This is a genomic window from Bradyrhizobium sp. SZCCHNS1050 (genome assembly GCF_032484785.1).
In the GTDB taxonomy this organism is placed as follows: Bacteria; Pseudomonadota; Alphaproteobacteria; order Rhizobiales; family Xanthobacteraceae; genus Bradyrhizobium.
Window position 1 is genome coordinate 4,448,479 of sequence record NZ_JAUETR010000001.1, and the last position, 22,047, is coordinate 4,470,525.

Genomic DNA, 22,047 nt, shown 5'->3' on the forward strand with positions numbered 1-22,047 from the left:
TTGCCGCAGCCGCGCCGGCTTGCGTCGTCGGGCAAATCAGACCGATGGTCTTGCCCATCCCGCCTCGAGCAGAGGGACGTACGCGTCGTCACGAACGTGGAGGTGGGCTGCGATGGACGTGACGGCTGTGCCAGACGAGCGCAGGCGGCACGGACGGCGAAGTCGTGTGGTCCTGGCCTCTCGACGCTGAGGTCAAGTCCGTGGTCGTTGCTTGACGGCACGCGCGGGCGATGGGGGCAAGAGAGCCGATCCCCAGGGAGAGCACGAAGGACACCGTTAAAACCGTTGCGCGGGGAAGGCCGGGTGGCGGGCTCAAGCGGTGGTCGCAACACCAAGTGTTTTCATTCGTGACAGCAGCTCGTCAAGCGCTTCTGCTGGAGTTTTCCATCCTAGCGTCTTTCTCGGTCGGGAATTGAGCGCTGCGGCCACGGCGGCGATCTCGTCAGCATCGTAGACGCTCAGATCGGTACCTTTCGGGAAGTACTGCCGCAGCAGGCCATTCGTGTTCTCGTTCGTGCCACGTTGCCAGGGGCTTCTTGGATCGCAGAAGTAGATCTGAAGGTCTGTATCGATCTTGAGGTCACTGTGTTGAGCCATTTCGGTCCCCTGATCCCAGGTTAGCGAGCGGCGGAGTTCTTTGGGCAAGGTGACGATGGTGCGCGTGATCGCATCGCGTACCGCTTCAGCTCCGTGTCCGGAGAGCGCAGGCCCATCCTTCGTACGTGGGCCATCGTCAAACCCCGGCAGCCGTGGAAGGTGCAGGAGCATTGTAAACCGCGTGCTGCGTTCGACCAGCGTGCCGATTGCCGAGCTGGCGGAGCCGACGATCAGATCTCCTTCCCAATGTCCCGGCACAGCTCGATCCGCGACTTCGGCCGGACGCTCACTGATCATGATCTCTGGCGATATGAAGCCTTTGCTGCGCTTCCGCGTACGCGCTCGGGGCACGCGCAGCGCACGTCCCGTTCGCAAACAGGACGACAACTCGCGTTTCAGCGCTCCTCGGCCCTGAACAAAAAGCGCCTGGTAAATGGCTTCGTGGCTGATGCGCATCGCCTCGTCATCCGGGAAGTCGATCGGTAAGCGCCGGGCAATCTGCTCGGGACTCCACGCTTTCGTCCACCCCTGATCCTGGCTAGAGCCCGCACGACCGGCCTTCCGCCGAACGCCGCCTGGAGGTGCGACAAACCCTGCAAGCCGCTCTTCAACATAAGCGCGCAAGGCGGCGTTGCTTGCAAGCTTGCTCGGCTTAGGACGCCGGGCCGATCGATCTGCATGCCACTGGGCGGCCGTCGCCCGATAGGCCATCTTGCCGCCGTGCGTGGCCGCATTGCGATCGAGTTCACGGGAGATGGTCGAGGGAGATCGATTGAGACGCCGCGCTATCTCTCGTACAGAATGGCGCTGCGCATTCAGCAGCGCAATCTCTTCGCGCTCAGAAAAAGAGAGGTGCCGTCCGGAGAGCGGCTTCGCTGAAGGTCGGAACATTGCCGGTGCCACGCCGCCCGCTTTTCGAAATAATCGGGGGCCGACAGCATCCGATAATCCAGCAGCCAGCGCAGCATTCTCGCTGTTCAACCCAGCGGCAATCCCACGCCAAAATTTCTGCTGTTCCGCACGCCCCGCAACTGGTGGGCGCCCCAATGATCCCAGCTTGCCCCGCGTTGACCGTTTCTTTCGAATGCCCATCGCAACCTCCTCATCGAGTGTTGCGACGACCAATTGAATCCGCCGGTCTGTCCGGCTGTACCTGTGGTACCTGCCGCCTGCATTCTTTTGAGCAGGCGGGCCACGGGCCTCAGCCGAGGTCCGGCCTTCCTCGCGCCCTCTCGTTGTTCAGGAGGGGCATGATTGCCGCATCACCTGGGCCTCATGGGCGGCGGGAAGGCGGCGTCGTGTCTTATGGGATGTCTCGGGCACAGTGTGATGGAAGGCGCCAACCGCAACCTCAGCCGTCGTCCCGGCCTTGCGCCGGGACCCATAACCCCAGGAATTTGTGTGAGGCACGCTGGTGGATCGATTTCGCTTCGCCACCATGGCCGGTGGCCATGGGTCCCGGCGCAAGGCCGGGACGACACCGGTCGTGACGCGCGAGTTCTGGCAAACGAGACATCGACCGGCGCCACCATCGCGGTTCGCCTTACGCTTCCAGCGCCGTCCTGATCATGCGCGCGAGGTCGGCGCTGACATACGGCTTCGCCAGCAGCAGCACGTCGGCATCGAGCCGGCCATGATGCACGATCGCGTTCTCGGTGTAGCCAGATGTGTAGAGCACCTTCAGCCCGGGGCGGCGCTTCTCGGCCTCGATGGCGAGCTGCCGGCCGTTCATGCCGCCGGGAATGATGACGTCGGTGAACAGCAGGTCGATGCGTTCCTGGCTGTCGATGATTGTCAGCCCATCGGCGGCATTGCTGGCCGACAGGGTGCGATAGCCGAGACGGCGCACCTGAGCCACGACGTAGTCGCGCACCAGCGCATCGTCCTCGACGATCAGGATGGTCTCGTCGCCGCGCGCGACCGCCGGCCGGCCGGGCTCTGCGGCCGGCGTCTCCGGCAGTCCGGCGGCGCGCGGCAGATAGAGCTTGACCGTCGTGCCGTGGCCTTCCTCGCTGTAGATCTTGACGTGGCCGTTCGATTGTTTGACGAAGCCGTAGACCATGCTCAGCCCGAGGCCCGATCCCTTGCCGACGTCCTTGGTGGTGAAGAACGGCTCGAACACCTTGTCGAGCAGTGGAGCCGGAATGCCCTGGCCGGTGTCGCTGACCGCGATCATGACGTAGCTTCCGGGCTTGGCGTCGCGGTTCAGTTGCGCGTAGTGCTCGTCGAGCGTGACGTTCTTGGTCTCCAGGGTCAGCTTGCCGCCGTCCGGCATCGCGTCGCGCGCATTGAGCGCGAGGTTGAGGATCGCGGTCGACAATTGGCTCGGATCGATCAGCGCCGGCGCGCTGTCATGGGCCAGCATCGATTCGATCTCGATCTGCTCGCCGAGCGTCGGCCGCAGCAGACGGCCGGCCTCGACGATGAGCGCATTGATGTCGGTGGCGCGCGGCTGCAGCGGCTGGCGGCGCGAGAAGGCGAGCAGGTGCCGGGTCAGATCGGCGCCGCGCTCGGCGGCGGCGCTGATCATGCCGGCGATGCCTGCGAGCTGGGGCTTGTCCTTGACCGCATCGGCAAGGATCTCGATCGTCCCGGTGATGACGGTCAGGATGTTGTTGAAGTCGTGCGCGACGCCGCCGGTGAGCTGGCCGATCGCCTCCATCTTCTGCGCCTGACGGACCTGGGCCTCGTTGGCCTCGATTTCCTGGAATCGCCGCACCATCGCTTCCGCGGCGCGGCGCTGCCGGATCTCCTCCTCGAGCTGCGCATAGGCCTTCTGCAAGGTGATGCGCGTCGGCAGCACCAGAAGCTGCGGCAGCATCTTGATCATGATGACGATGATTCCGATCGAGGTGACGCCGAGAAAGACGTTGATGACGTCCGTGATGGTCGAGGTCGGTACCCAGAGATCGACGATCGCAAGCAGGCGGGTGACCCCGACGACGGCCACGAAGGTCGCAAGCGCCCCGACGATTCCGCGGAACATGACGTCGCGCCAGCGCCGCCGCAGGAACGTGCCGACGACGAAGGCGATGGTGAAGAAGGCGCTGGCGATCAGTCCGTTGGATACGACCTGCAGCCATGCCCATACCGGCGCTCCCTGCAGACCCGCCGCTTGCACCGTCAACGTCGGCATATGCAAATCATCCTCAACAACGCAACGCGCCAAAATCCGGGGGCGGCCCGGCCTGTCGTCGTCGCAACCCGAACGGATCATTCAGCTTTTCGTCTCCGGCGCAAGGGCAATGGCGGCTTCGACGCGCATCGCGGCAGGGCGCCCTCGCCGCGAATGCCGCTCCGCCGCGCGGCGTCAAAAGCCTGCCACACATCCTTTACCGCCCGGTCACGCGGTTGTTAACGCGCCGACCTAAGCCGCTCGACACCGTCATCACCATGGGGAATGAACGAGATGTCGAACACGATCGCGCACAACCGGCGCGAGTTCCTGCGGCTGCTCGGAGCGTCGGCTGCGACCGCCGCCCTCGGCCAGAGCATCGAGCGCGCGCATGCCATTCCGGCGTTCAACCGCCACGGCAGCATCGAGGACGTCAAGCACATCGTGGTGCTGATGCAGGAGAACCGCGCCTTCGATCATTATTTCGGCGCGATGCGCGGCGTCCGCGGCTTCAACGATCCGCGCGCCGTGAAGCTGCCGAATGGCAATCCGGTGTGGCAGCAGCCGAACGGCGCGGGGGCAGTGATGCCGTTCCGCGTCGACAATGCCGGCCAGGTCTATGTCGAGGACGTCGCCCATGGCTGGAACGACGGCCAGAAGGCCTGGAACAACGGCAACTACGACAAGTGGATCGCCAACAAGGGCACCACGACCATGACCTGCTTGAACCGGCAGGATCTGCCCTGGCACTATGCGCTGGCCGACGCCTTCACGGTGTGCGATTCCTATTTCTGCTCGGTGATGGGCCCGACCGATCCGAATCGCTACTACTTGTGGACCGGTTGGGACGGCAACGACGGCAAGGGCGGCGGCCCGGTCATCACCAATGCGGAAGCCGGCTACGACTGGACCACGTTTCCGGAGCGGCTGGAGAAGGCCGGCATCTCCTGGAAGGTCTACCAGGACGTCGGTCTCGGCCTGACGGCGGAAGGCTCCTGGGGCTGGACCCAGAATCCGTGGATCGGCAATTACGGCGACAACTCGCTGCTGTATTTCCACCAGTATCAGAATTCGCAAGCAGGCAGCCCGCTATACGAGAAGGCGCTGCGCGGCAGCAACATCGCCAATGGCGGCACGTTCGAGAATCTGTTCGACGGGCTGCGCAACGACGTCCGCAACGGCACCCTGCCGCAGGTGTCGTGGATCGCAGCTCCGGAGGCGTTCAGCGAGCATCCGAACTGGCTGCCCGGGCCGGGCGCCTGGTACATTTCCAAGGTGCTCGACATCCTGACGTCGAACCCCGAGCTGTGGAGCAAGACCGCGCTGCTCATCAACTACGACGAGGGCGGCGGATTCTTCGACCATGTCGTCGGCCCGTATCCGGCGATGTCGCAGGCCTGGGGCCAGTCGACCGTCGATGTGAGCACGGACCTCTTCGCTGGCGACGGAAGCCACGTTGCCGGCCCCTACGGACTAGGCGTCCGCGTGCCGATGCTGGTGGTGTCGCCGTGGTCGCGCGGCGGCTTCGTGTGCTCGGAAGTGTTCGACCACACGTCTGTGATCCGCTTCATCGAGCGCCGCTTCCATCACAAGGCGCCCGATCTGTTCGAGAGCAACATCCCGGCGTGGCGGCGCGCGGTGTGCGGCGATCTCACCTCGGCGTTCAACTTCACTTCGCCCAACGAAGGCATGGCGCCGCTGCCGAGCACGGCCGGCTACAAGCCGCCGGCCGCCGACATCACCTCCGGTGCCCGCTTCGACGACTATCATCCGGTGCCGCCGGCCAAGCAGGCGTTGCCGCAGCAGGAGCCGGGCATTCGCCCGGCGCGCCCGCTGCCCTACGATCTCAGGGTCGATGGCGACGCCGATGCTGCGCACAAGACGTTCGCGATCCGCTTCGCCAATCCGGGGCAGGCGGGCGCCTGCTTCCACGTCCGCTCCGGCAACACCGCGACCGGTCCGTGGAGCTACACCGTCGAAGCCGGGAAATCGCTGCACGGCGTGTGGGACCTCGCGGCCAGCGCCGGCCAGTACGATCTGTCGGTGTACGGCCCGAACGGCTTCTTCCGCCACTTCAAGGGCGGCGTCGCCACCACCGCCGCGCTGGTCGACGTCGATACGGTCCATCTCTGTGATTGGGATGATGACGACGATTCGCGCAGCCTTGCGATCGCGCTCACCAACAAGGGGGCGAGCTGTGTCGTGACACTGGCCGACAACTATACGGGACGCAGCGAGCGGCACCGCCTGCAGCGTGGCCAGCGGCTGGAGACGCGGGTTCGCCTGCAGCAGACCCATGGCTGGTACGACCTGACGGTCACGACGGACAGCGATGCCAACTTCAACTGGCAGCTCGCGGGTCACGTCGAGAACGGCCGGCCCAGCATCAGCGACCCGGCGATGGGCAGGATCGCCGCGACCTGATCGCGAACGATATCGGGATGCGCCCGGAGCGATTTGGGCGCATCCTCAAGATGACGAGGTGACGAGACCTTCGGGTGCTGCGTCGTCGGCATTGGGATCGCCGGGCGCCGTCGCCCAGGCAAGTTCGACGAGGGTGACGATGCGGCGGCCGGCACCGTCGAGCTGGCAGACGATGAGCCCCTGGTCCTCGATATAGGTCAGCAGGCGCTGCGCCCGGCGCAACGAATGCGAGCCATAGGCGCGGGCGATCGCCGCGTCACTCGGGCAGGGGCGGCCGTCCTTGGCGGCGCGGGCGATCATCATGAACACGCCCTGCATGTCCTCAGGCAGCAGCGAGGCGCGCAGCGTGACGTCCTGCCAGCCGGCATCGTCGGCCGTCTCGTCGCCGCCGAGCCCGGCGCGGGCGCGGGTCAGCATGCGGCGGAACTCGTTGAGGTCGGGCACGGCCGTGCCCAGCCCCTCGATGCGGCAGCGGACGACGAATTCCTGGTAGAGCACGCCGACGGCGCGGAAGCCGGCGTCGGGCTCGGCCAAGACCGCGCGCAGCACGCGCTCGACGCGGGCTTTGCGTTCGGCGAGCTCCTCCTCGCTGACGGCGGGTGCTGGCGGTTCGGGGCGCAGCTCGAGCGCGGCGGACTTCGCCGCCATGAGCTGGTCGAGCAGCTCCGGTTGCGGCTTGCGCTGCGGCCGCGCGTTGGTCTCGGGCGGCGGTGCGGCGAGAATCACCGCGCGGGCGTCCTCGAGCGAGGCCTCCGGCAGCGGCATCAGCCGCGGCGTCGCGTTGCGCGGCTTGGTGTCGGTCGGGCCGATGCGCAGGCCGAGTGGACGGCGCGACAGCGCGGGGCCGAGCGCCATGAACTGGCCGCGCTCGAGATCGCGGAACGCCTCGGCCTGGCGCCGCTCCATGCCGAGCAGGTCGGCGGCGCGGGCCATGTCGATGTCGAGGAAGGTGCGGCCCATCAGGAAGTTCGAGGCCTCGGCCGCGACATTCTTGGCGAGCTTCGCCAGTCGTTGCGTCGCGATCACGCCCGCCAGCCCACGCTTGCGGCCGCGGCACATCAGGTTGGTCATCGCGCCGAGCGAGGCCTTGCGGGCCTCGTCGGAGACTTCGCCCGCGACGGCCGGTGCGAACAGCTGGGCTTCGTCGACCACGACCAGCATCGGGTACCAGTGGTCGCGGGAGATCTCGAACAGGCCGTTGAGAAAGGCGGCCGCGCGCCGCATCTGATTCTCGGCGTCGAGGCCTTCGAGGTTGAGCACCGTCGAGACGCGATGCATCCGCGCCCGTTCGCCGGCGACCTGCAGCGCGCGCTCGGTGTGGTCCTCGGCCGCGATCACGAGATGGCCGAATCGCTCGGCCAGCGTGACGAAGTCGCCCTCCGGGTCGATGATCGTCTGCTGCACCCAGGGCGCGCTCTGCTCCAGCAGGCGGCGCAGGAGATGCGACTTGCCGGAGCCGGAATTGCCCTGCACCAGGAGCCGGGTCGCCAGCAGTTCCTCGAGGTCCAGGGCCGCAGGCGATCCCGCCGCCGTCTGCCCCATCTCGATTGCAACCGTCATGTGCCCCGACTCAAGCCCGCTTCACGCAGAGGCTGGCGCTTAACAAGCGCGGGCGCGCACGTCGAGCGTTTGCAATGGACTGTCCCAGATTGCGGGATGGGCTGTGGATGGTTCGCAGATGGAACCCGATCGCGGGCTGCCCAGTTCCCTGTCGACGCGCCTCTTGCCGTGAGGGCCGGCGCTTGGGCCCGCGCGCATTTGACGGTACTGTGCGGCGAAAAAGGGGCCAGGAGTGAACGAGCATTCGGATGCCGGTCACGCGACGTTCAAGGCGTTCGCGCGCGGAGCCGACTTCCTGCAGGGTGGCGGGGAGATGGGGGCGCTCATGCGCATCCATGATTGGTCGCGGACGCCGTTGGGGCCGCCCGAGAGCTGGCCTCAGTCCTTGCGCACTTCGATCAGCACCTGCCTGGACTGCGCGTTCCCGATCCTGATCTGGTGGGGCCCGGAGCTCGTCATGCTCTACAATGACGAGTATCGCCTGATCCTCGGCTCGCAGAAGCATCCCGCGGCGCTGGGGGCGCCAGGGCGCGCGGTATGGTCCGAGATCTGGGAGGTCATCGGCCCGATGCTGCGGCACGTCGTTAGGCTTGGCGAAGCGACCCGCTCACGCGACATGCGGCTGTTCATCGACCGCCACGGCTACTTGGAGGAGACCTATTTTTCGTTCTCCTATTCGCCGATTCGCGATGAGACCGGCGGCGTCGGCGGCGTCTTCACCCCCGTCATCGAGACGACGGCCCGGGTCGTGGGCGAGCGCCGTATGCGGACCTTGCGCGATCTCGCCGCGCGCGGCCGTGCCGACAGTCTGGCGCATGCTTGTCGCGAAGCCACCGACGTCCTCGCCGAGAATCCGCATGATGTCCCGTTTGCGCTGATCTACCAACTCAGCGAGGATCAGCGATCGGCACGGTTGTTGAGCGCCGCGGGGGGGCACCCGGACAGCGCCATCGCGCCGGCGCAGATTGCCCTCGACAGTGACGGGCTGTGGCCGATCCGAGCGGCGGCGCGCGCGGTGGCGCCGATTCGCGTCGTGCTGGATCGTGCGAAATTTGCCGGCGTGCCGACCGGCGCATGGCCCGAGCCGCCACAGCTGGCGCTGGTGCTGCCGGTTGCGACGGGCCGGGAGCAGGCGACGGCGATCCTGATCTGTGGCGTCAATCCGCGCCGCGCCCTCGATGCCGAGCACCAGGGCTTCTTCGATCTGATGGCCGCTCAGCTCGGCAGCTCCTTTGCGGAGACGCTGGCCTATGAACAGGAGCGGCGCCGCGCAGAGGTGCTCGCCGAGATCGATCGGGCCAAGACCGCGTTCTTCACCAATGTCAGCCACGAATTCCGTACGCCGCTGACGCTGATGCTCGGTCCGCTCGAAGATGTCCTGCTGCGGTCGCAGGCCTTGCCGCCTGCGGATCGCGACCGGCTGGAGATCGCCGAGCGCAATGTCTTGCGGCTGCTCAAGCTGGTCAACACGCTGCTGGATTTCTCGCGGATCGAGGCCGGCAGGATGCAGGCGGTCTACGCGCCGGTCGATCTCGCGAGCCTGACCGCGGAGATCGCCAGCACCTTCCGCTCGGCGATCGAGGCCGCCGGTCTCAGGCTGATGGTGGATTGCCCGCCGCTGCCGGAGCCGGCCTATGTCGATCCCGAAATGTGGGAGAAGATCGTCCTCAACCTGCTGTCCAACGCGTTCAAATTCACCTTTGCGGGCGACATCGAGGTCCGGGTCGTCACCTGCGATCGTCATTTCGAACTGAGCGTGAAGGACACCGGGACCGGCATCCCGCAGCACGAGCTGCCGCGGCTGTTCGAGCGTTTCCATCGCGTCGCCGGCGCGTACGGCCGCACCCATGAAGGCTCGGGCATCGGGCTCGCGCTGGTGCATGAGCTCGCCAAGCTGCACGGCGGATCCGTCGCAGCGACCAGCGAAGCCGGGCAGGGCAGCACGTTCGCGGTCAGGATTCCCAGGGGACGAAGTCATCTGCCGTTCGACCAGGTCGACGCGGCGCCAGCGCAGGAACCGATCCTTCGCGGTGCGCGGCCCTTCATCGAGGAGGCGTTGCGCTGGCTGCCGGATCCGCCGCCGCTCGACGCGCATGCCGTTCCGGACATCGACATCACCACCCCCTCAGCCGGCAGGGCCGGGCCGCGCCCCCGTATCCTGCTGGCCGACGACAATGCCGATATGCGCGACTATGTCCGCCGCCTGCTCGCCTCGCGCTACGATGTCGAGACCGTCGCCGATGGCGAAGCCGCGCTCGCGGCCATCGCCCGCGACAAGCCCGACCTCGTTCTGTCTGATGTGATGATGCCGCGCATCGACGGCATGCAGTTGCTTGCGCGGCTGCGCGCCGATGAACGGGTCGGCACTATCCCGGTGATCCTGGTGTCGGCCCGGGCCGGAGAAGAGAGCCGCGTCGAAGGCATGGAGGCCGGTGCGGATGACTATCTCATCAAGCCGTTCAGTGCGCGTGAACTGCTGGCGCGCGTCGAGGCGCATCTCAAGATGGCCCGTCTGCGTGCCGAAGCGACGGAGCGGCTGCGCGCCAGCGAGGAGCGCTATCGCGCTTTCGTAACCGCGAGTTCCGACGTCATCTATCGCATGAGCCCCGACTGGCGGGAGATGCGCCAGTTGCAGGGCAAGGACTTCATCGCCGATACAATGAACCCGAGCCAAGGCTGGCTCGCGAAATACATTCATCCGGACGATCAGGCGCAGGTGACTGCGGCGATCAGCAGGGCGGTCGCGACGAAGGGCATGTTTGAGCTGGAGCACCGTATCATCCGGATCGATGGCAGCCTCGGTTGGATCCATTCGCGCGCCATCCCCATTCTCGGGCGTGACGGCGAGATCATCGAGTGGTTCGGGACGGCGCGCGACATCTCCGAGCAGAACAAGGCCGAACGGGAGTTGCGCAAGAGCGAGGAGCGCCTGCGCAGCGCGGTCGAGGTCGGTCGGCTCGGCCTGTGGGACTGGAACGTCGCGACCGGCGAGGTCTACTGGTCGGACGAGCACTTCCGCATGGAAGGCTATGGCGTTGGCGAACTGACTCCGAGCTACGAGGCCTGGGCGGCGCGCATCCATCCCGACGATCGTCCCGCAGCCGAAGCCGCGCTTCACCGCGCGATGGAGGCGCACCAAGAGTATGTCAGCGAGTTTCGCGTGGTGCATCCGGGGGGCGCAATTCGCTACCTCTACGGCCGTGGGCGCTTCTTCTATGACGACGCGGGACGACCGATCCGCATGACCGGCGCCATGGTCGACGTGACCGAGCGGCGTGAATGGGAGGAGCGGCAGAAGGTGCTGGTGGCCGAACTGCAGCATCGCACCCGCAACCTGCTGGGCGTGGTCAGCTCGATGGCCGACAAGACGGCGCGCGCCAGCACCGATCTCGGCGATTTTCGAGCTCGCTTCCGTGATCGGCTGGATACGCTGTCACGCGCCCAGGGCCTGCTGTCCCGCCTCAAGGAGCATGATCGCGTCACCTTCGACGATCTGATCCGTAGCGAGCTGTGGGCTGTCGCCGGCGGTTCGGAGCGCATCGGGCTGTCGGGGCCGTCCGGCGTAAGGCTGCGGTCGTCGACCGTTCAGACCCTTGCCATGGCGCTGCACGAGCTCGCCACCAACGCGGTCAAGTATGGCGCGCTGGCGCAGCCGTCGGGCCGGCTCTGCGTGGTCTGGTCGCTCGAGCGCGAAGGCGCGGAGGGACAGCCCTGGCTGCATATCGAGTGGCGCGAAAGCGGCGTCGACATGCCGCCGCCAGACACGATGCCCAGCGGCACGGGGCAGGGGCGCGAGCTGATCGAACAGGCCTTGCCCTATCAGCTCAGCGCGAGGACCTCGTACGCCTTCGAATCCGACGGTGTCCGTTGCACGATATCGATTCCCGTTTCGCTCACCACACTGGAGCTCGAGGATCATGCCTGAACGCTCGCTTCGCGACCGTCATATCCTCATCGTCGAGGACGAGTACATGCTTGCCGATGAGCTGCGCTGCGCCTTCGGCGACGCCGGCGGCACGATCCTGGGCCCGGTCGGAACCGTCCCCGACGCGCTCGCCTTGATCAAACGCGAGGGGCGGATCGAAGGCGCCGTTCTCGACGTGAATCTGCGCGGCGACATGGCGTTTCCGGTTGCCGATCTGCTAGTCGAACGCGGCGTGCCCTTCGTCTTCACCACCGGCTATGACGAATCGGTCATCCCGGACCGCTTCTCGAAGATCCTCCGCTGCGAGAAGCCGATTGCCGTCGACGGGATCATGCGCGCGCTCGGACGCCTGATCAAGAAGACGGCGCCGCAATGACGCGCCGGTCGGATGGAGCTGGGCGCCTCACACCTCGCGCCGGCTGAGGAAGGCGAGCCGCTCGAACAGGTGGACGTCCTGCTCGTTCTTGAGCAGCGCACCGTGCAGCGGCGGGATCAGCTTGCGCGGGTCGCGCTCGCGCAGCTGCTCAGGACCGATGTCCTCGTTGAGCAGCAGCTTGAGCCAGTCGAGCAGCTCGGAGGTCGACGGCTTCTTCTTCAGGCCGGGCACGTCGCGGACCTCGAAGAAGATGCGCAGGGCCTCCTCGACCAGTCGCTTCTTGATGTTCGGGAAGTGCACGTCGACGATGCGGCCCATCGTATCCGGATCGGGGAACTTGATGTAGTGGAAGAAGCAGCGGCGCAGGAACGCATCCGGCAACTCCTTCTCGTTGTTGGACGTGATGATGACGATCGGGCGCAGCTTCGCCTTGATGGTCTCGTTGGTCTCGTAGACGTGGAATTCCATCCGGTCGAGCTCGAGCAGCAGGTCGTTCGGAAACTCGATGTCGGCCTTGTCGATCTCGTCGATCAAGAGCACCGGTCGCTGCTCGGCCGTGAAGGCCTCCCACAGCTTGCCGCGCTTGATGTAGTTCTTGATGTCGGACACCCTGGAGTCGCCGAGCTGGCTGTCGCGTAGCCGCGAGACGGCGTCGTATTCGTAAAGGCCCTGCTGCGCCTTGGTGGTCGACTTGATGTGCCAGGTGAGCAGCGGCGCGTTGACGGCCTTGGCGACTTCCTCGGCCAGCACGGTCTTGCCCGTCCCCGGCTCGCCCTTCACCAGCAGCGGGCGCTCGAGCACGATCGCCGCATTGACGGCCACTTTGAGGTCGTCGGTGGCGACGTAGTCCTGGGTGCCGGTAAATTTCATTGCGTCTCGCTCATCGTTCGAACTTGTGTTGAGTGGCTACAGCGGCAACGCCGCTGCGGCCTTAAGATGATGGCTGCCATCGGAAGCAGAAATAATCAAGCGCGCCTGATCAATGAGAGGATCACGAGCACGATGACGGCGCCGATCGTGGCGTCCAGGATCGCCCCCAGCGTGCCGCTGGCAAGCGCAATGTGCAGCGCCGGCAGCACGTAGCTTGCGACCAGCGCGCCGATGATGCCGATGACCATGTTGCCGATCAGGCCGAAACCTGCGCCGCGCACGATCAGCCCCGCCAGCCAGCCCGCGACGGCGCCGATGATCAGTGCTGCAATAATACCCATCAAAGCCCCCATTCCACCTGTTGTTCCAGGGATTGTAGAGCAAAATGCCGGCGGGTCCAGCGTGGGGCGTGGAGCGGCCCTTGACGCGCCCTCCCAGCCGCGCGATCTAATGGGCATGTTCCTGCAATTCTTCACAGCACTGCGCGATGCGCAGGTCCCGGTCTCCTTGCGTGAATATCTCACGCTGATGGAGGCCGTCGACGCCGACCTCGCCGAGCATTCGGTCGAGAACTTCTACTATCTCTCGCGCACCGCGCTGGTGAAGGACGAGCGCAATCTCGACAAGTTCGATCGCGTATTCGGCACCGTGTTCAAGGGGCTGGAGAACCTGCTCGACGCGATGGAGAAGGCCGAGATTCCCGAGGAATGGCTGAGGAAGCTGGCCGAGAAATACCTCACCGAGGAGGAGAAGAAAGAGATCGAGGCCATGGGCTGGGACAAGCTCATGGAGACGTTGAAGAAGCGCCTGGAGGAGCAGAAGGGCCGCCATCAGGGCGGTAACAAGTGGATCGGCACCGCCGGCACCTCGCCGTTCGGCGCCTATGGCTACAACCCCGAAGGCGTCCGCATCGGTCAGGAGAAGAACCGCAACAACCGCGCCGTGAAGGTGTGGGACCGGCGCGAGTTCAAGGATCTCGACGGCAATGTCGAGCTGGGCATCCGCAACATCAAGGTGGCGCTGCGCCGGCTGCGCAAGTTCGCCCGCACCGGTGCGCCCGACGAGCTCGATCTGGACACCACGATCCGCGAAACCGCCAACCACGGCTATCTCGACGTGCACATGCGTCCCGAGCGGCGCAATGCGGTGAAGGTGCTGGTGTTCTTCGACATCGGCGGCTCGATGGATTCCCACGTCGCGCAGGTCGAGGAGCTGTTCTCGGCCGCCAAGAGCGAATTCAAGCACATGGAATATTTCTACTTCCACAACTGCCTCTACGAGGGCGTGTGGAAGCAGAACAAGCGGCGTTTCACCGACCGCACGCCGACCTGGGACGTGCTGCACAAGTACCCGCACGACTACAAGGTCGTGTTCGTCGGCGACGCCTCGATGTCGCCTTATGAGATCATGGTGCCCGGCGGTTCGGTCGAGCACGTCAACGAAGAGCCGGGGTCGGTGTGGCTCGACCGCGTCATCCGCACCTATCCACACGCGGTGTGGCTCAATCCGGTGGCGCAGAAGCACTGGGACTATTCTGAGTCCACCACCATCATTCGCCGCATCTTCTCCGAGCGCATGTATCCGATCACGATTGAGGGATTGGAAGCGGCGATTAAGGAGCTGGTCCGGTAGGCAGTCCCGTCATTCCGGGCGGTTCGGTCCTGACCGACCACCCCGAATGACGAGGTCGAAACGGCGCCGCGCGACGGCTGGACACGACGAAGGAAGAAGGCATGCCCCAGACCATCACGCGCGGCATCAAGGCGCTGCTCGATGAAGCCAACGCCGAGATCGAGACGCTCTCGGCGGCTGAGGCGATCGCGGCGGCGAAGCGCGACGATGTCGTGATCGTCGATATCAGGGATCCCCGAGAGATCGAGCGCGAGGGCAGGATTCCCGGCGCGTTCTCGTGCACCCGCGGCATGCTGGAGTTCTGGATCGACCCGCAGAGCCCCTACGCCAAGCCGATCTTTCAGCAGGACAAGACGTTCATCTTTCATTGCGCCGGCGGCCTGCGCTCGGCGCTCGCGGCCAAGACCGCACAGGACATGGGTCTGACGCCTGTCGCCCATATCGGCGGCGGCTTCGCGGCGTGGCGCGACGCCGGCGGGCCGGTCGAGGCCTGGGCGCCGAAGAAGAAGGATTGATCGCTGCCCATCCCGCGCGGACTTGACCCGCGTGTCCATCGCTTCGACAAGGTGGATCGCCGGATCTCAAGTCCGGCGATGACGACTGAATGTGAAGTCCGGAGCTCTTGCGCATGACCATCCACGACGACCCTCTCGTCTCCACCGACTGGCTCGCTGCGCATCTGGGCGATCCCAAGGTGAAGGTGCTCGACGCGACCTTCAAGATGCCGGGTGTGCTGCCGCTGCCGAAGGACGATTATCTGAAGGCGCACATCCCCGGCGCCGTGTTTTTCGACGTCGACGAGGTCTCCGACCATTCCAATCCGCTGCCGCACATGTATCCGAGCGCCGAGCAGTTCGGCCGCGACGCGGGCCGGCTCGGCGTCAGCAATGGCGATACGGTCGTGGTCTATGATTCCGGCGGCTGGGTCGCCGCGCCGCGCGCCTGGTGGATGTTCCTGTCATTCGGCCACACGGATGTGCGCGTGCTCGACGGCGGGCTGAAGAAGTGGATGGCGGAGGGGCGCCCGGTCGAGAGCGGACAGGTCACGCCGGCGCTCGGCACGTTCAGCGCGAAGTTCGATGCCGCGCGCGTGCGCCGGATCGAGCAGATGGTTGCCAATCTCGCCGGCAATGCCGAGCAGGTGATCGATGCACGGCAGGCGCCGCGCTTCGCGGGCGAGGTCGCCGAGCCGCGGCCCGGCCTCCGATCCGGCCATATCCCCGGCAGCCGAAATCTGCCTTATGCGGAGCTGTTTGACGCGGCGACCGGCGTGATGAAGCCGCTCGACCGGTTGCGCGAGGCATTCGGCGCCGCTGGCGTCGATCTCGCCAAGCCGATCGTCACCTCCTGCGGCTCCGGGGTGTCGGCGGCCGTGCTGACGCTGGCGCTCTATCGTCTCGGCATCCGCGACACCGCGCTCTACGACGGCTCATGGTCGGAGTGGGGCATCGAGAACGGTCCGCCGGTTGCGACGGGGCTGGCCTGATCGGCTGGCTCCGCCTATCGCGTGCGCGGCCCGGCAGCCTGCTGGCCGACCGCCTGCGGTTGACCAAACGGCTGCTGTCCGAATGGATCGGGGAAGGCAGTCTGTTGCTGCTGGGCGGCCGCGGCTTGCCGAGCCGACCGGAGCCGCTGGGCGATGCGCCGCTGCTTGGCGCGGCGCGCAGCGATCTGCTTCTCCCGGGCCTGGCGCTTCTTGAGGATGCTCCGGCGCAACTGAACGCTCGCGACCTTCACCGAGGCACGATGCTCGCTGGCGGCAGGCCGCTCCTGATGAGCCGGCTGTTCGGCCAGCGCGGCGAGCTTGGCCGCGATCGGATCGAGCACCGCCGGAACGGGCGCGAGCGCGGTTGAAGCGGCGGCTGCGGTCGTCATCATTGGATCGGCGCTGGCGATGACCTGAGGAACTGGCGGCGGTGGTGCGACCACGGCGGCCGCCGTTTCGCTCGACGCCCGCGGCGGGGCCGGCGCTGCAGTCTCGGGCGAGCTGTCCATGCTCGGCCTGTCGGACGCTTTTTCGACCGGAGCGACGATCGAAGCGGTCGTGTCCGGAATGGGGCGCTCCGGCTTGGTGCTCTCGATCCGGTCGTTCGTCGCGGACGCGGTCGCGACAATGGCGGAGGTGCGGGACGTGTCGACCGTTTCCGCGGGCAGCGAGGGCGTCGGCACGTCGGTGGCCACCGCAACGGGTGTCACTTCGGGCGCTTCTGTGAGCGGCGCCGCCGTCGACGGCGCGCTCGGCTGTTCGGACGTTGCCGGGGCAGCATCGGCCACGACCGGCGGCGGCGTCACCGGCGGTGTCGGAATCGAATCCACCCGCAGCACTGCGAGCACCGGCGTGGGCTCGGCCGGCGGTAGGAACGTCGTGAAGCCCGACGCCTGAGTCGTGCGCCAGGACGCGTTGCTGGCGAACTGCTCGTGGGCGGCGCGCAACAGGGCCGCGGCACCCATGCCGAAGATGGTGAGAGAGATGGAACAGACGATCGCGGCGACCAGAAAACGAAAGCCGGGAAGCATTGACGGTAACTCTCGCCACGGCAGCGGGGACTGCCGAGACATTCGAGCCAGTAGGGAACGCGGTGATCACAGGGAATAGCCGCGTTCGCGACGAGGCCGGCTTCTGCCGTGCATCGCGAATCAGGCTCAGGTCAGAATACCGGAAGTGTTCCCGCCCGCTCGGCAAATCACGGCATCGATAGGGCCTGCGGGGGCTTCGCCGCACTTTTTCGGCGGCGTGAGACTTCCGTGCAACGACGGAGACATGATCACAAATTGCCGAAGTCGGGCCGCTCTGGCCGGAATTGTCTTGAATGCGCCGCTATCTTCGGCCATCTGGCACAGCAAAGGTCCCAATCGGCGGCTTGGGGATACTGCAAGGGCGATGATGATCAGACAAATCCTGACGGTTTGCGCGGTCGCGGCAGCGGGCGTGACGGCAACTTCGTTTGCCGAGGCACAGCAGGTCTATCAGACCGCGCCTGGAGCGTATTCACCGGCGCCGACGCCTTACCCGGCCGACGCGCGCGGGCAGGGGCAGGATTTTGACGCGCTCGACGATGAGGATGCGCCCGGCAATTCCGCGGCGTTGCCGCCGCCCGGCCCGGTGATCTCGCCGGACGATCCGCGCTACGGTCGTCCAGCCAATTCGCCGGTTTATGGTGCTGCGGCTCCGACCGGTCCCATCCTTTCTCCCGACGATCCCCGATATGGACGTCCGGCCGGTGCGACGGTCTATGGGGCCGCTCCGACCGGCCCGGTGATGTCCCCGGATGATCCGCGGTATGGCCGCCCGGCTGGTCCGCCCCCGGTGATCTATGGTGATCGTCCCGCCTCCAGCCAACAGGCCTATGGTGGCGCCTATGGCAACAGCGCGCCTGGTGGCGACGCAGGCGCGCCGCGGCCGCCCGGCGCCGTCGTGGGCGCGGCGCAGGCCCCGTCCGCCGGGGATCGTCCGATGACGGTAGCAGCTCTGCCGCCTGAGGAACAACCCGATGCGGCGCCGGCGCCGCTGCCGGCGAACCTGCGCCGCCAGGAGGTCGACTTCGTCACCAAGGAGCCGCCGGGAACGATCGTCGTCGATACGCCCAACACCTACCTCTATCTGGTGCTCGGCAACGGCCGGGCGATGCGCTACGGCGTCCGCGTCGGCCGCGAAGGCTTCACCTGGACCGGTGTGCAGAAGATCACCAAGAAGACCGAGTGGCCGGACTGGTATCCGCCGAGCGAGATGATCGAGCGGCAGCCCTATCTGCCGCGCTTCATGGCCGGCGGGCCGGGCAATCCGCTCGGTGCCCGCGCGATGTATCTCGGCTCGACCGTGTACCGCATCCACGGCACCAACCAGCCGTCGACGATCGGCAAGTTCGTGTCCTCCGGCTGCATCGGCATGCTGAACGACGACGTCGCCGACCTGTTCGACCGGGTCAAGGTCGGCACCCGCGTGGTCGTGATGCCGGGCGGTGCGCCTCCGGGTTCCAGCAAGAACATGGCTGCTGCCGCGGCCTCACCGGCTCCGGCGCCCGTCCAGGCCCAGGCGACTGTGCCGGCGGCTGGCCAGCCCGCCAACATGCAGCCGCTGCCGCCGCCGGTGACGATCCGCTGAGGCGGGCGTGGTGCGCGCTGATTACGTTGAAAACACCCTCCTCGCGGAGGGTGTTTTGCTGTGAGGGCCGCGCTCGCCTGCTTCAAGCCAGCCGGCGCGGCGGCTCGGCTCCTGCGAGCCAGGTGGCGATACAATCGACCATCTGGCCGTAATGGGCGCGAAAACTCTCCTCGGTGACGTAGCCGAGATGCGGCGTGAGCACGACATTGCCGAGCTGGCGCAGCGGATGGGCGACGGGCAGCGGTTCCACGGAGAACACGTCGAGGCCGGCGCCGGCAATGCGCTTGTCGCGCAGTGCCTGCAGCAATGCGGCCTCGTCGACGATCGGCGCGCGCGAGGTGTTGACGAGATAGGCGGTGGCCTTCATGCGCGCGATGTCGGCCGCGCCCACCAGCCCGCGTGAGCGGTCGCTGAGCACGACGTGGACGGTGATGACGTCGGCGGCGGTGAACAGCTCCTCCTTGGTCGCGTAGCCTACTCCCGCCGCCTCGCAGCGTTCGGGCGTCAGGTTGGGGCTCCAGGCGATCACGTTCATGCCGAACGCCTTGCCGAGCCCGGCGACCTTGGTGCCGAGCTTGCCCAGCCCGATCACGCCCAGCGTCTTGCTCTCGATCTCCACGCCGCCCAGCGTCTGCCAGGGCTGCCCGGCATGCATGAGAGCATTCTCCTGGCCGATCCTGCGGGTCAGCTCCAGGATCAGGCCCATGGTGAGCGCTGCGGTGGGGTCACGGCCATATTGCGTGCCGCAGACCATGATGCCGCGCGCCTTGGCGGCCTCCAGGTCGATGGCGGCGTTGCGCATGCCGGAGGTGATCAGGAGCTTCAGCTTCGGCAACCGCTCGATCAGGGAGCGCGGCAATGGCGTCCGCTCGCGCATCGCACAGATGATGTCGGCATCGGTGAGCGCGCCGGCGGCCGCTTCCTCGTTGCCGAACGGCTGTGTGAAAGCCGTCACATCCACTCTGTCGGCCAGCCGGGGCCAGTCGGCCAATGAGAGGGCCGTATCGTAATAGTCGTCGAGGATCGCACAGCGCAGCCGTGTCATCGGCAGGGTCCATTCATCGGGGGACGGCGGCAATGGTGAATGCCGTCAGGAATGGAGCCATGCTTGCGCGCAACGCGCTGGTTGCGCAAGGCATCGTCACGCTCTCACGCGGAACCAGGAGACATCAGTCGAGGCGGGTCTTCAGCCTGAACGCGGCGTCATGGCCGTACTTGGCGCGCCAGGCGGGGCCGGGGCCGCGCATATAGTGCAATTCTGGCCGGTACGGGTTGAAGGCGCGCGCGACGAATTCGCGCCAGAAGCCGCGGATGTCGTCCGCGATCCCGGATCGGTCTTTGCGGTGTGCCGCCGGAGCGGGCAGGGAGGCTGAGGTGAAGGCTGCCATGACGGGCTCTCGCTGTTGTCGGTCGCGGCTTTTGCCGCTTGGGCGCGCGGGGTCTTGCGGGCCGAGACCGAGTGTCCCGCCGAATTAATTAAAAGATGGTTGCAATTGTCGTGATCCGCCACACACAAGGTGATGGACCCGTATTCGTCCGTGGGCGGCAGGCCGGGCCGGCGCAGGAACGACCGTGATTCTCCCGGCATTTGTTCCCGCCGAGACCGGCTCGCCGGTTGCCCTTTGGGGACCGCGCGGTTACATCAGCGGCAACCATTTTCCGAAAATTCCGGCAGGCTTCAAGGGACACGCGATGGCGCGCCAGTTCGTCTATTTCATGCAGGGTCTGTCCAAGACCTACCCGACCCGCAAGGTGCTCGATAACATTCACCTGTCGTTCTATCCGGACGCCAAGATCGGCGTGCTCGGTGTCAACGGCTCGGGCAAGTCGACCCTGCTCAAGATCATGGCCGGTATCGACAAGGACTATACCGGCGAGGCCTGGGTGGCCGAGGGTGCCCGCGTCGGCTATCTCGAGCAGGAGCCGCAGCTCGATCCGAAGCTCACGGTGCGCGAGAACGTCATGCTCGGCGTCGGCAAGCAGAAGGCGATCCTCGATCGCTACAACGAGCTGGCGATGAACTACTCGGAAGAGACCGCCGACGAGATGACCAAGCTGCAGGACGAGATCGAGGCGCAGGGCCTTTGGGATCTCGACAGCAAGGTCGACCAGGCGATGGATGCGCTGCGCTGTCCGCCCGACGATGCCGACGTCACCAAGCTGTCCGGTGGTGAGCGCCGCCGCGTCGCGTTGTGCAAGCTGCTGCTCGACCAGCCCGAGCTGTTGCTGCTGGACGAGCCGACCAACCATCTCGACGCCGAATCGGTGTCCTGGCTCGAAGGACACCTGCGCAATTATCCGGGCGCGATCCTGATCGTGACCCACGATCGCTACTTCCTCGACAACGTCACCAGCTGGATCCTGGAGCTCGATCGCGGCAAGGGCATCCCCTACGAGGGCAATTATTCGTCCTGGCTGCAGCAGAAGCAGAAGCGGCTGGAGCAGGAGGGCCGCGAGGATGCCGCGCATCAGCGCACTTTGGCGCGCGAGCAGGAGTGGATCGCGGCCTCGCCGAAGGCCCGCCAGGCCAAGTCCAAGGCGCGCTACCAGCGCTATGAGGAGCTGCTCAAGAAGGCCAGCGAGAAGCAGACCCAGACCGCCCAGATCATCATTCCGGTCGCCGAGCGGCTCGGCCAGAACGTCGTCGATTTCGACGGATTGTCCAAGAGCTTCGGCGACCGCCTGCTGATCGACAATCTCACCTTCAAGTTGCCGCCGGGCGGCATCGTCGGCGTGATCGGTCCGAACGGCGCCGGCAAGACCACACTGTTCCGCATGATCACCGGGCAGGAGAAGCCGGACGCTGGCACCATCACCATCGGAGAGACCGTGCATCTCGGCTATGTCGACCAGTCGCGCGACGCGCTCGATGGCAACAAGACCGTGTGGGAGGAGATCTCCGGCGGCAACGAGCTGATCCTGCTCGGCAAGAAGGAAGTGAACTCGCGCGGCTATTGCTCGGCGTTCAACTTCAAGGGCGCCGACCAGCAGAAGAAGGTCGGGGCGCTGTCCGGCGGCGAGCGCAATCGCGTGCATCTCGCCAAGATGTTGAAGTCGGGCGCCAACGTGCTGCTGCTCGACGAGCCGACAAACGATCTCGACGTCGACACCCTGCGTGCGCTCGAAGAGGCGCTGGAGGATTTCGCCGGCTGCGCCGTCATCATCAGCCACGATCGCTGGTTCCTCGACCGCATCGCGACCCACATGCTGGCCTTCGAGGGCGACAGCCATGTCGAATGGTTCGAAGGAAACTTCCAGGACTACGAGAAGGACAAGATGCGCCGGCTCGGCCAGGACAGCGTGATTCCGCACCGGGTCAAGTACAAGAAGCTGACGCGCTGATCCCTGATCTCGCGAGGCGCGACGCGGTCTCTGTTCCGAGACAAAGCGTCGCGCCCCGGCTGCGGCCAGTTGTCGCTTTTCCGCGTGCTGCGATTGCGTAGATA

Annotated in this window: 16 protein-coding genes; 8 read left to right on the forward strand and 8 right to left on the reverse strand. The window is 66.1% G+C overall.

What is annotated here, in order from left to right:
* Nucleotides 1–312: 312 nt before the first annotated feature.
* Entirely contained in the window at nt 313–1,689 is a 1,377-nt protein-coding gene (locus QX094_RS20085; RefSeq protein WP_315715219.1) for an IS30 family transposase, read from the reverse strand.
* A gap of 451 nt (nt 1,690–2,140) precedes the next feature.
* Entirely contained in the window at nt 2,141–3,733 is a 1,593-nt protein-coding gene (locus QX094_RS20090; protein WP_315717857.1) for an ATP-binding protein, read from the reverse strand.
* Nucleotides 3,734–4,006: 273 nt separating this feature from the next.
* On the opposite strand from QX094_RS20090, the gene QX094_RS20095 reads away from it, so the two are divergent.
* Nucleotides 4,007–6,136, forward strand: coding sequence for a phosphocholine-specific phospholipase C (locus QX094_RS20095; protein WP_315750235.1), 2,130 nt, complete (start codon nt 4,007–4,009; stop codon nt 6,134–6,136).
* A gap of 45 nt (nt 6,137–6,181) precedes the next feature.
* Here QX094_RS20095 and QX094_RS20100 read toward each other — a convergent pair whose 3' ends face one another.
* Nucleotides 6,182–7,696, reverse strand: coding sequence for an ATP-binding protein (locus QX094_RS20100; protein ID WP_315750236.1), 1,515 nt, complete (start codon nt 7,694–7,696; stop codon nt 6,182–6,184).
* Between the two features lie 232 nt (nt 7,697–7,928).
* On the opposite strand from QX094_RS20100, the gene QX094_RS20105 reads away from it, so the two are divergent.
* Both QX094_RS20105 and QX094_RS20110 read left to right on the forward strand, forming a co-directional pair.
* A complete protein-coding gene (locus QX094_RS20105) occupies nt 7,929–11,621 on the forward strand; it encodes a PAS domain-containing protein (protein WP_316174840.1) in 3,693 nt (1,230 codons plus the stop codon).
* The gene (locus QX094_RS20110) at nt 11,614–11,997 is read left to right on the forward strand and encodes a response regulator (protein WP_315717853.1); all 384 of its coding nucleotides are present in this window, start codon (nt 11,614–11,616) and stop codon (nt 11,995–11,997) included. The genes QX094_RS20105 and QX094_RS20110 overlap by 8 nt, the downstream gene beginning before the upstream one ends.
* Nucleotides 11,998–12,024: 27 nt before the next feature.
* Here the strand turns inward: QX094_RS20110 and QX094_RS20115 are convergent, their stop codons facing one another.
* Both QX094_RS20115 and QX094_RS20120 read right to left on the reverse strand, forming a co-directional pair.
* Nucleotides 12,025–12,867, reverse strand: coding sequence for a MoxR family ATPase (locus QX094_RS20115; RefSeq protein WP_315717852.1), 843 nt, complete (start codon nt 12,865–12,867; stop codon nt 12,025–12,027).
* Between the two features lie 95 nt (nt 12,868–12,962).
* The gene (locus tag QX094_RS20120; RefSeq protein ID WP_315717851.1) at nt 12,963–13,208 is read right to left on the reverse strand and encodes a GlsB/YeaQ/YmgE family stress response membrane protein; all 246 of its coding nucleotides are present in this window, start codon (nt 13,206–13,208) and stop codon (nt 12,963–12,965) included.
* Nucleotides 13,209–13,323: 115 nt separating this feature from the next.
* On the opposite strand from QX094_RS20120, the gene QX094_RS20125 reads away from it, so the two are divergent.
* The 3 genes from QX094_RS20125 (at nt 13,324) to sseA (ending at nt 15,985) form a co-directional block, all read left to right on the forward strand.
* Entirely contained in the window at nt 13,324–14,499 is a 1,176-nt protein-coding gene (locus QX094_RS20125; RefSeq protein ID WP_315750238.1) for a VWA domain-containing protein, read from the forward strand.
* 101 nt (nt 14,500–14,600) lie between these two features.
* Nucleotides 14,601–15,014, forward strand: a complete 414-nt coding sequence (locus tag QX094_RS20130) for a rhodanese-like domain-containing protein (protein WP_315717849.1) — start codon at nt 14,601–14,603, stop codon at nt 15,012–15,014.
* Between the two features lie 113 nt (nt 15,015–15,127).
* A complete protein-coding gene (sseA, locus tag QX094_RS20135) occupies nt 15,128–15,985 on the forward strand; it encodes a 3-mercaptopyruvate sulfurtransferase (protein ID WP_315750239.1) in 858 nt (285 codons plus the stop codon).
* Between the two features lie 14 nt (nt 15,986–15,999).
* Here sseA and QX094_RS20140 read toward each other — a convergent pair whose 3' ends face one another.
* Entirely contained in the window at nt 16,000–17,016 is a 1,017-nt protein-coding gene (locus QX094_RS20140) for a hypothetical protein (RefSeq protein WP_315750240.1), read from the reverse strand.
* A gap of 364 nt (nt 17,017–17,380) precedes the next feature.
* Between QX094_RS20140 and QX094_RS20145 the strand changes: the two genes are divergently transcribed.
* Nucleotides 17,381–18,601, forward strand: a complete 1,221-nt coding sequence (locus QX094_RS20145) for a L,D-transpeptidase (RefSeq protein WP_315750241.1) — start codon at nt 17,381–17,383, stop codon at nt 18,599–18,601.
* Nucleotides 18,602–18,683: 82 nt separating this feature from the next.
* Here QX094_RS20145 and QX094_RS20150 read toward each other — a convergent pair whose 3' ends face one another.
* Together QX094_RS20150 and QX094_RS20155 are read right to left on the reverse strand one after the other, a co-directional pair.
* Nucleotides 18,684–19,646, reverse strand: coding sequence for a D-2-hydroxyacid dehydrogenase family protein (locus tag QX094_RS20150; protein ID WP_315750242.1), 963 nt, complete (start codon nt 19,644–19,646; stop codon nt 18,684–18,686).
* Nucleotides 19,647–19,770: 124 nt separating this feature from the next.
* On the reverse strand, nt 19,771–19,989 hold the full coding sequence (locus tag QX094_RS20155; RefSeq protein ID WP_315717844.1) for a hypothetical protein: 219 nt from the start codon (nt 19,987–19,989) through the stop codon (nt 19,771–19,773).
* 304 nt (nt 19,990–20,293) lie between these two features.
* Here QX094_RS20155 and ettA point away from each other — a divergent pair, with 304 nt between their 5' ends.
* A complete protein-coding gene (ettA, locus tag QX094_RS20160) occupies nt 20,294–21,943 on the forward strand; it encodes an energy-dependent translational throttle protein EttA (protein ID WP_315717864.1) in 1,650 nt (549 codons plus the stop codon).
* Nucleotides 21,944–22,047: the final 104 nt, after the last annotated feature.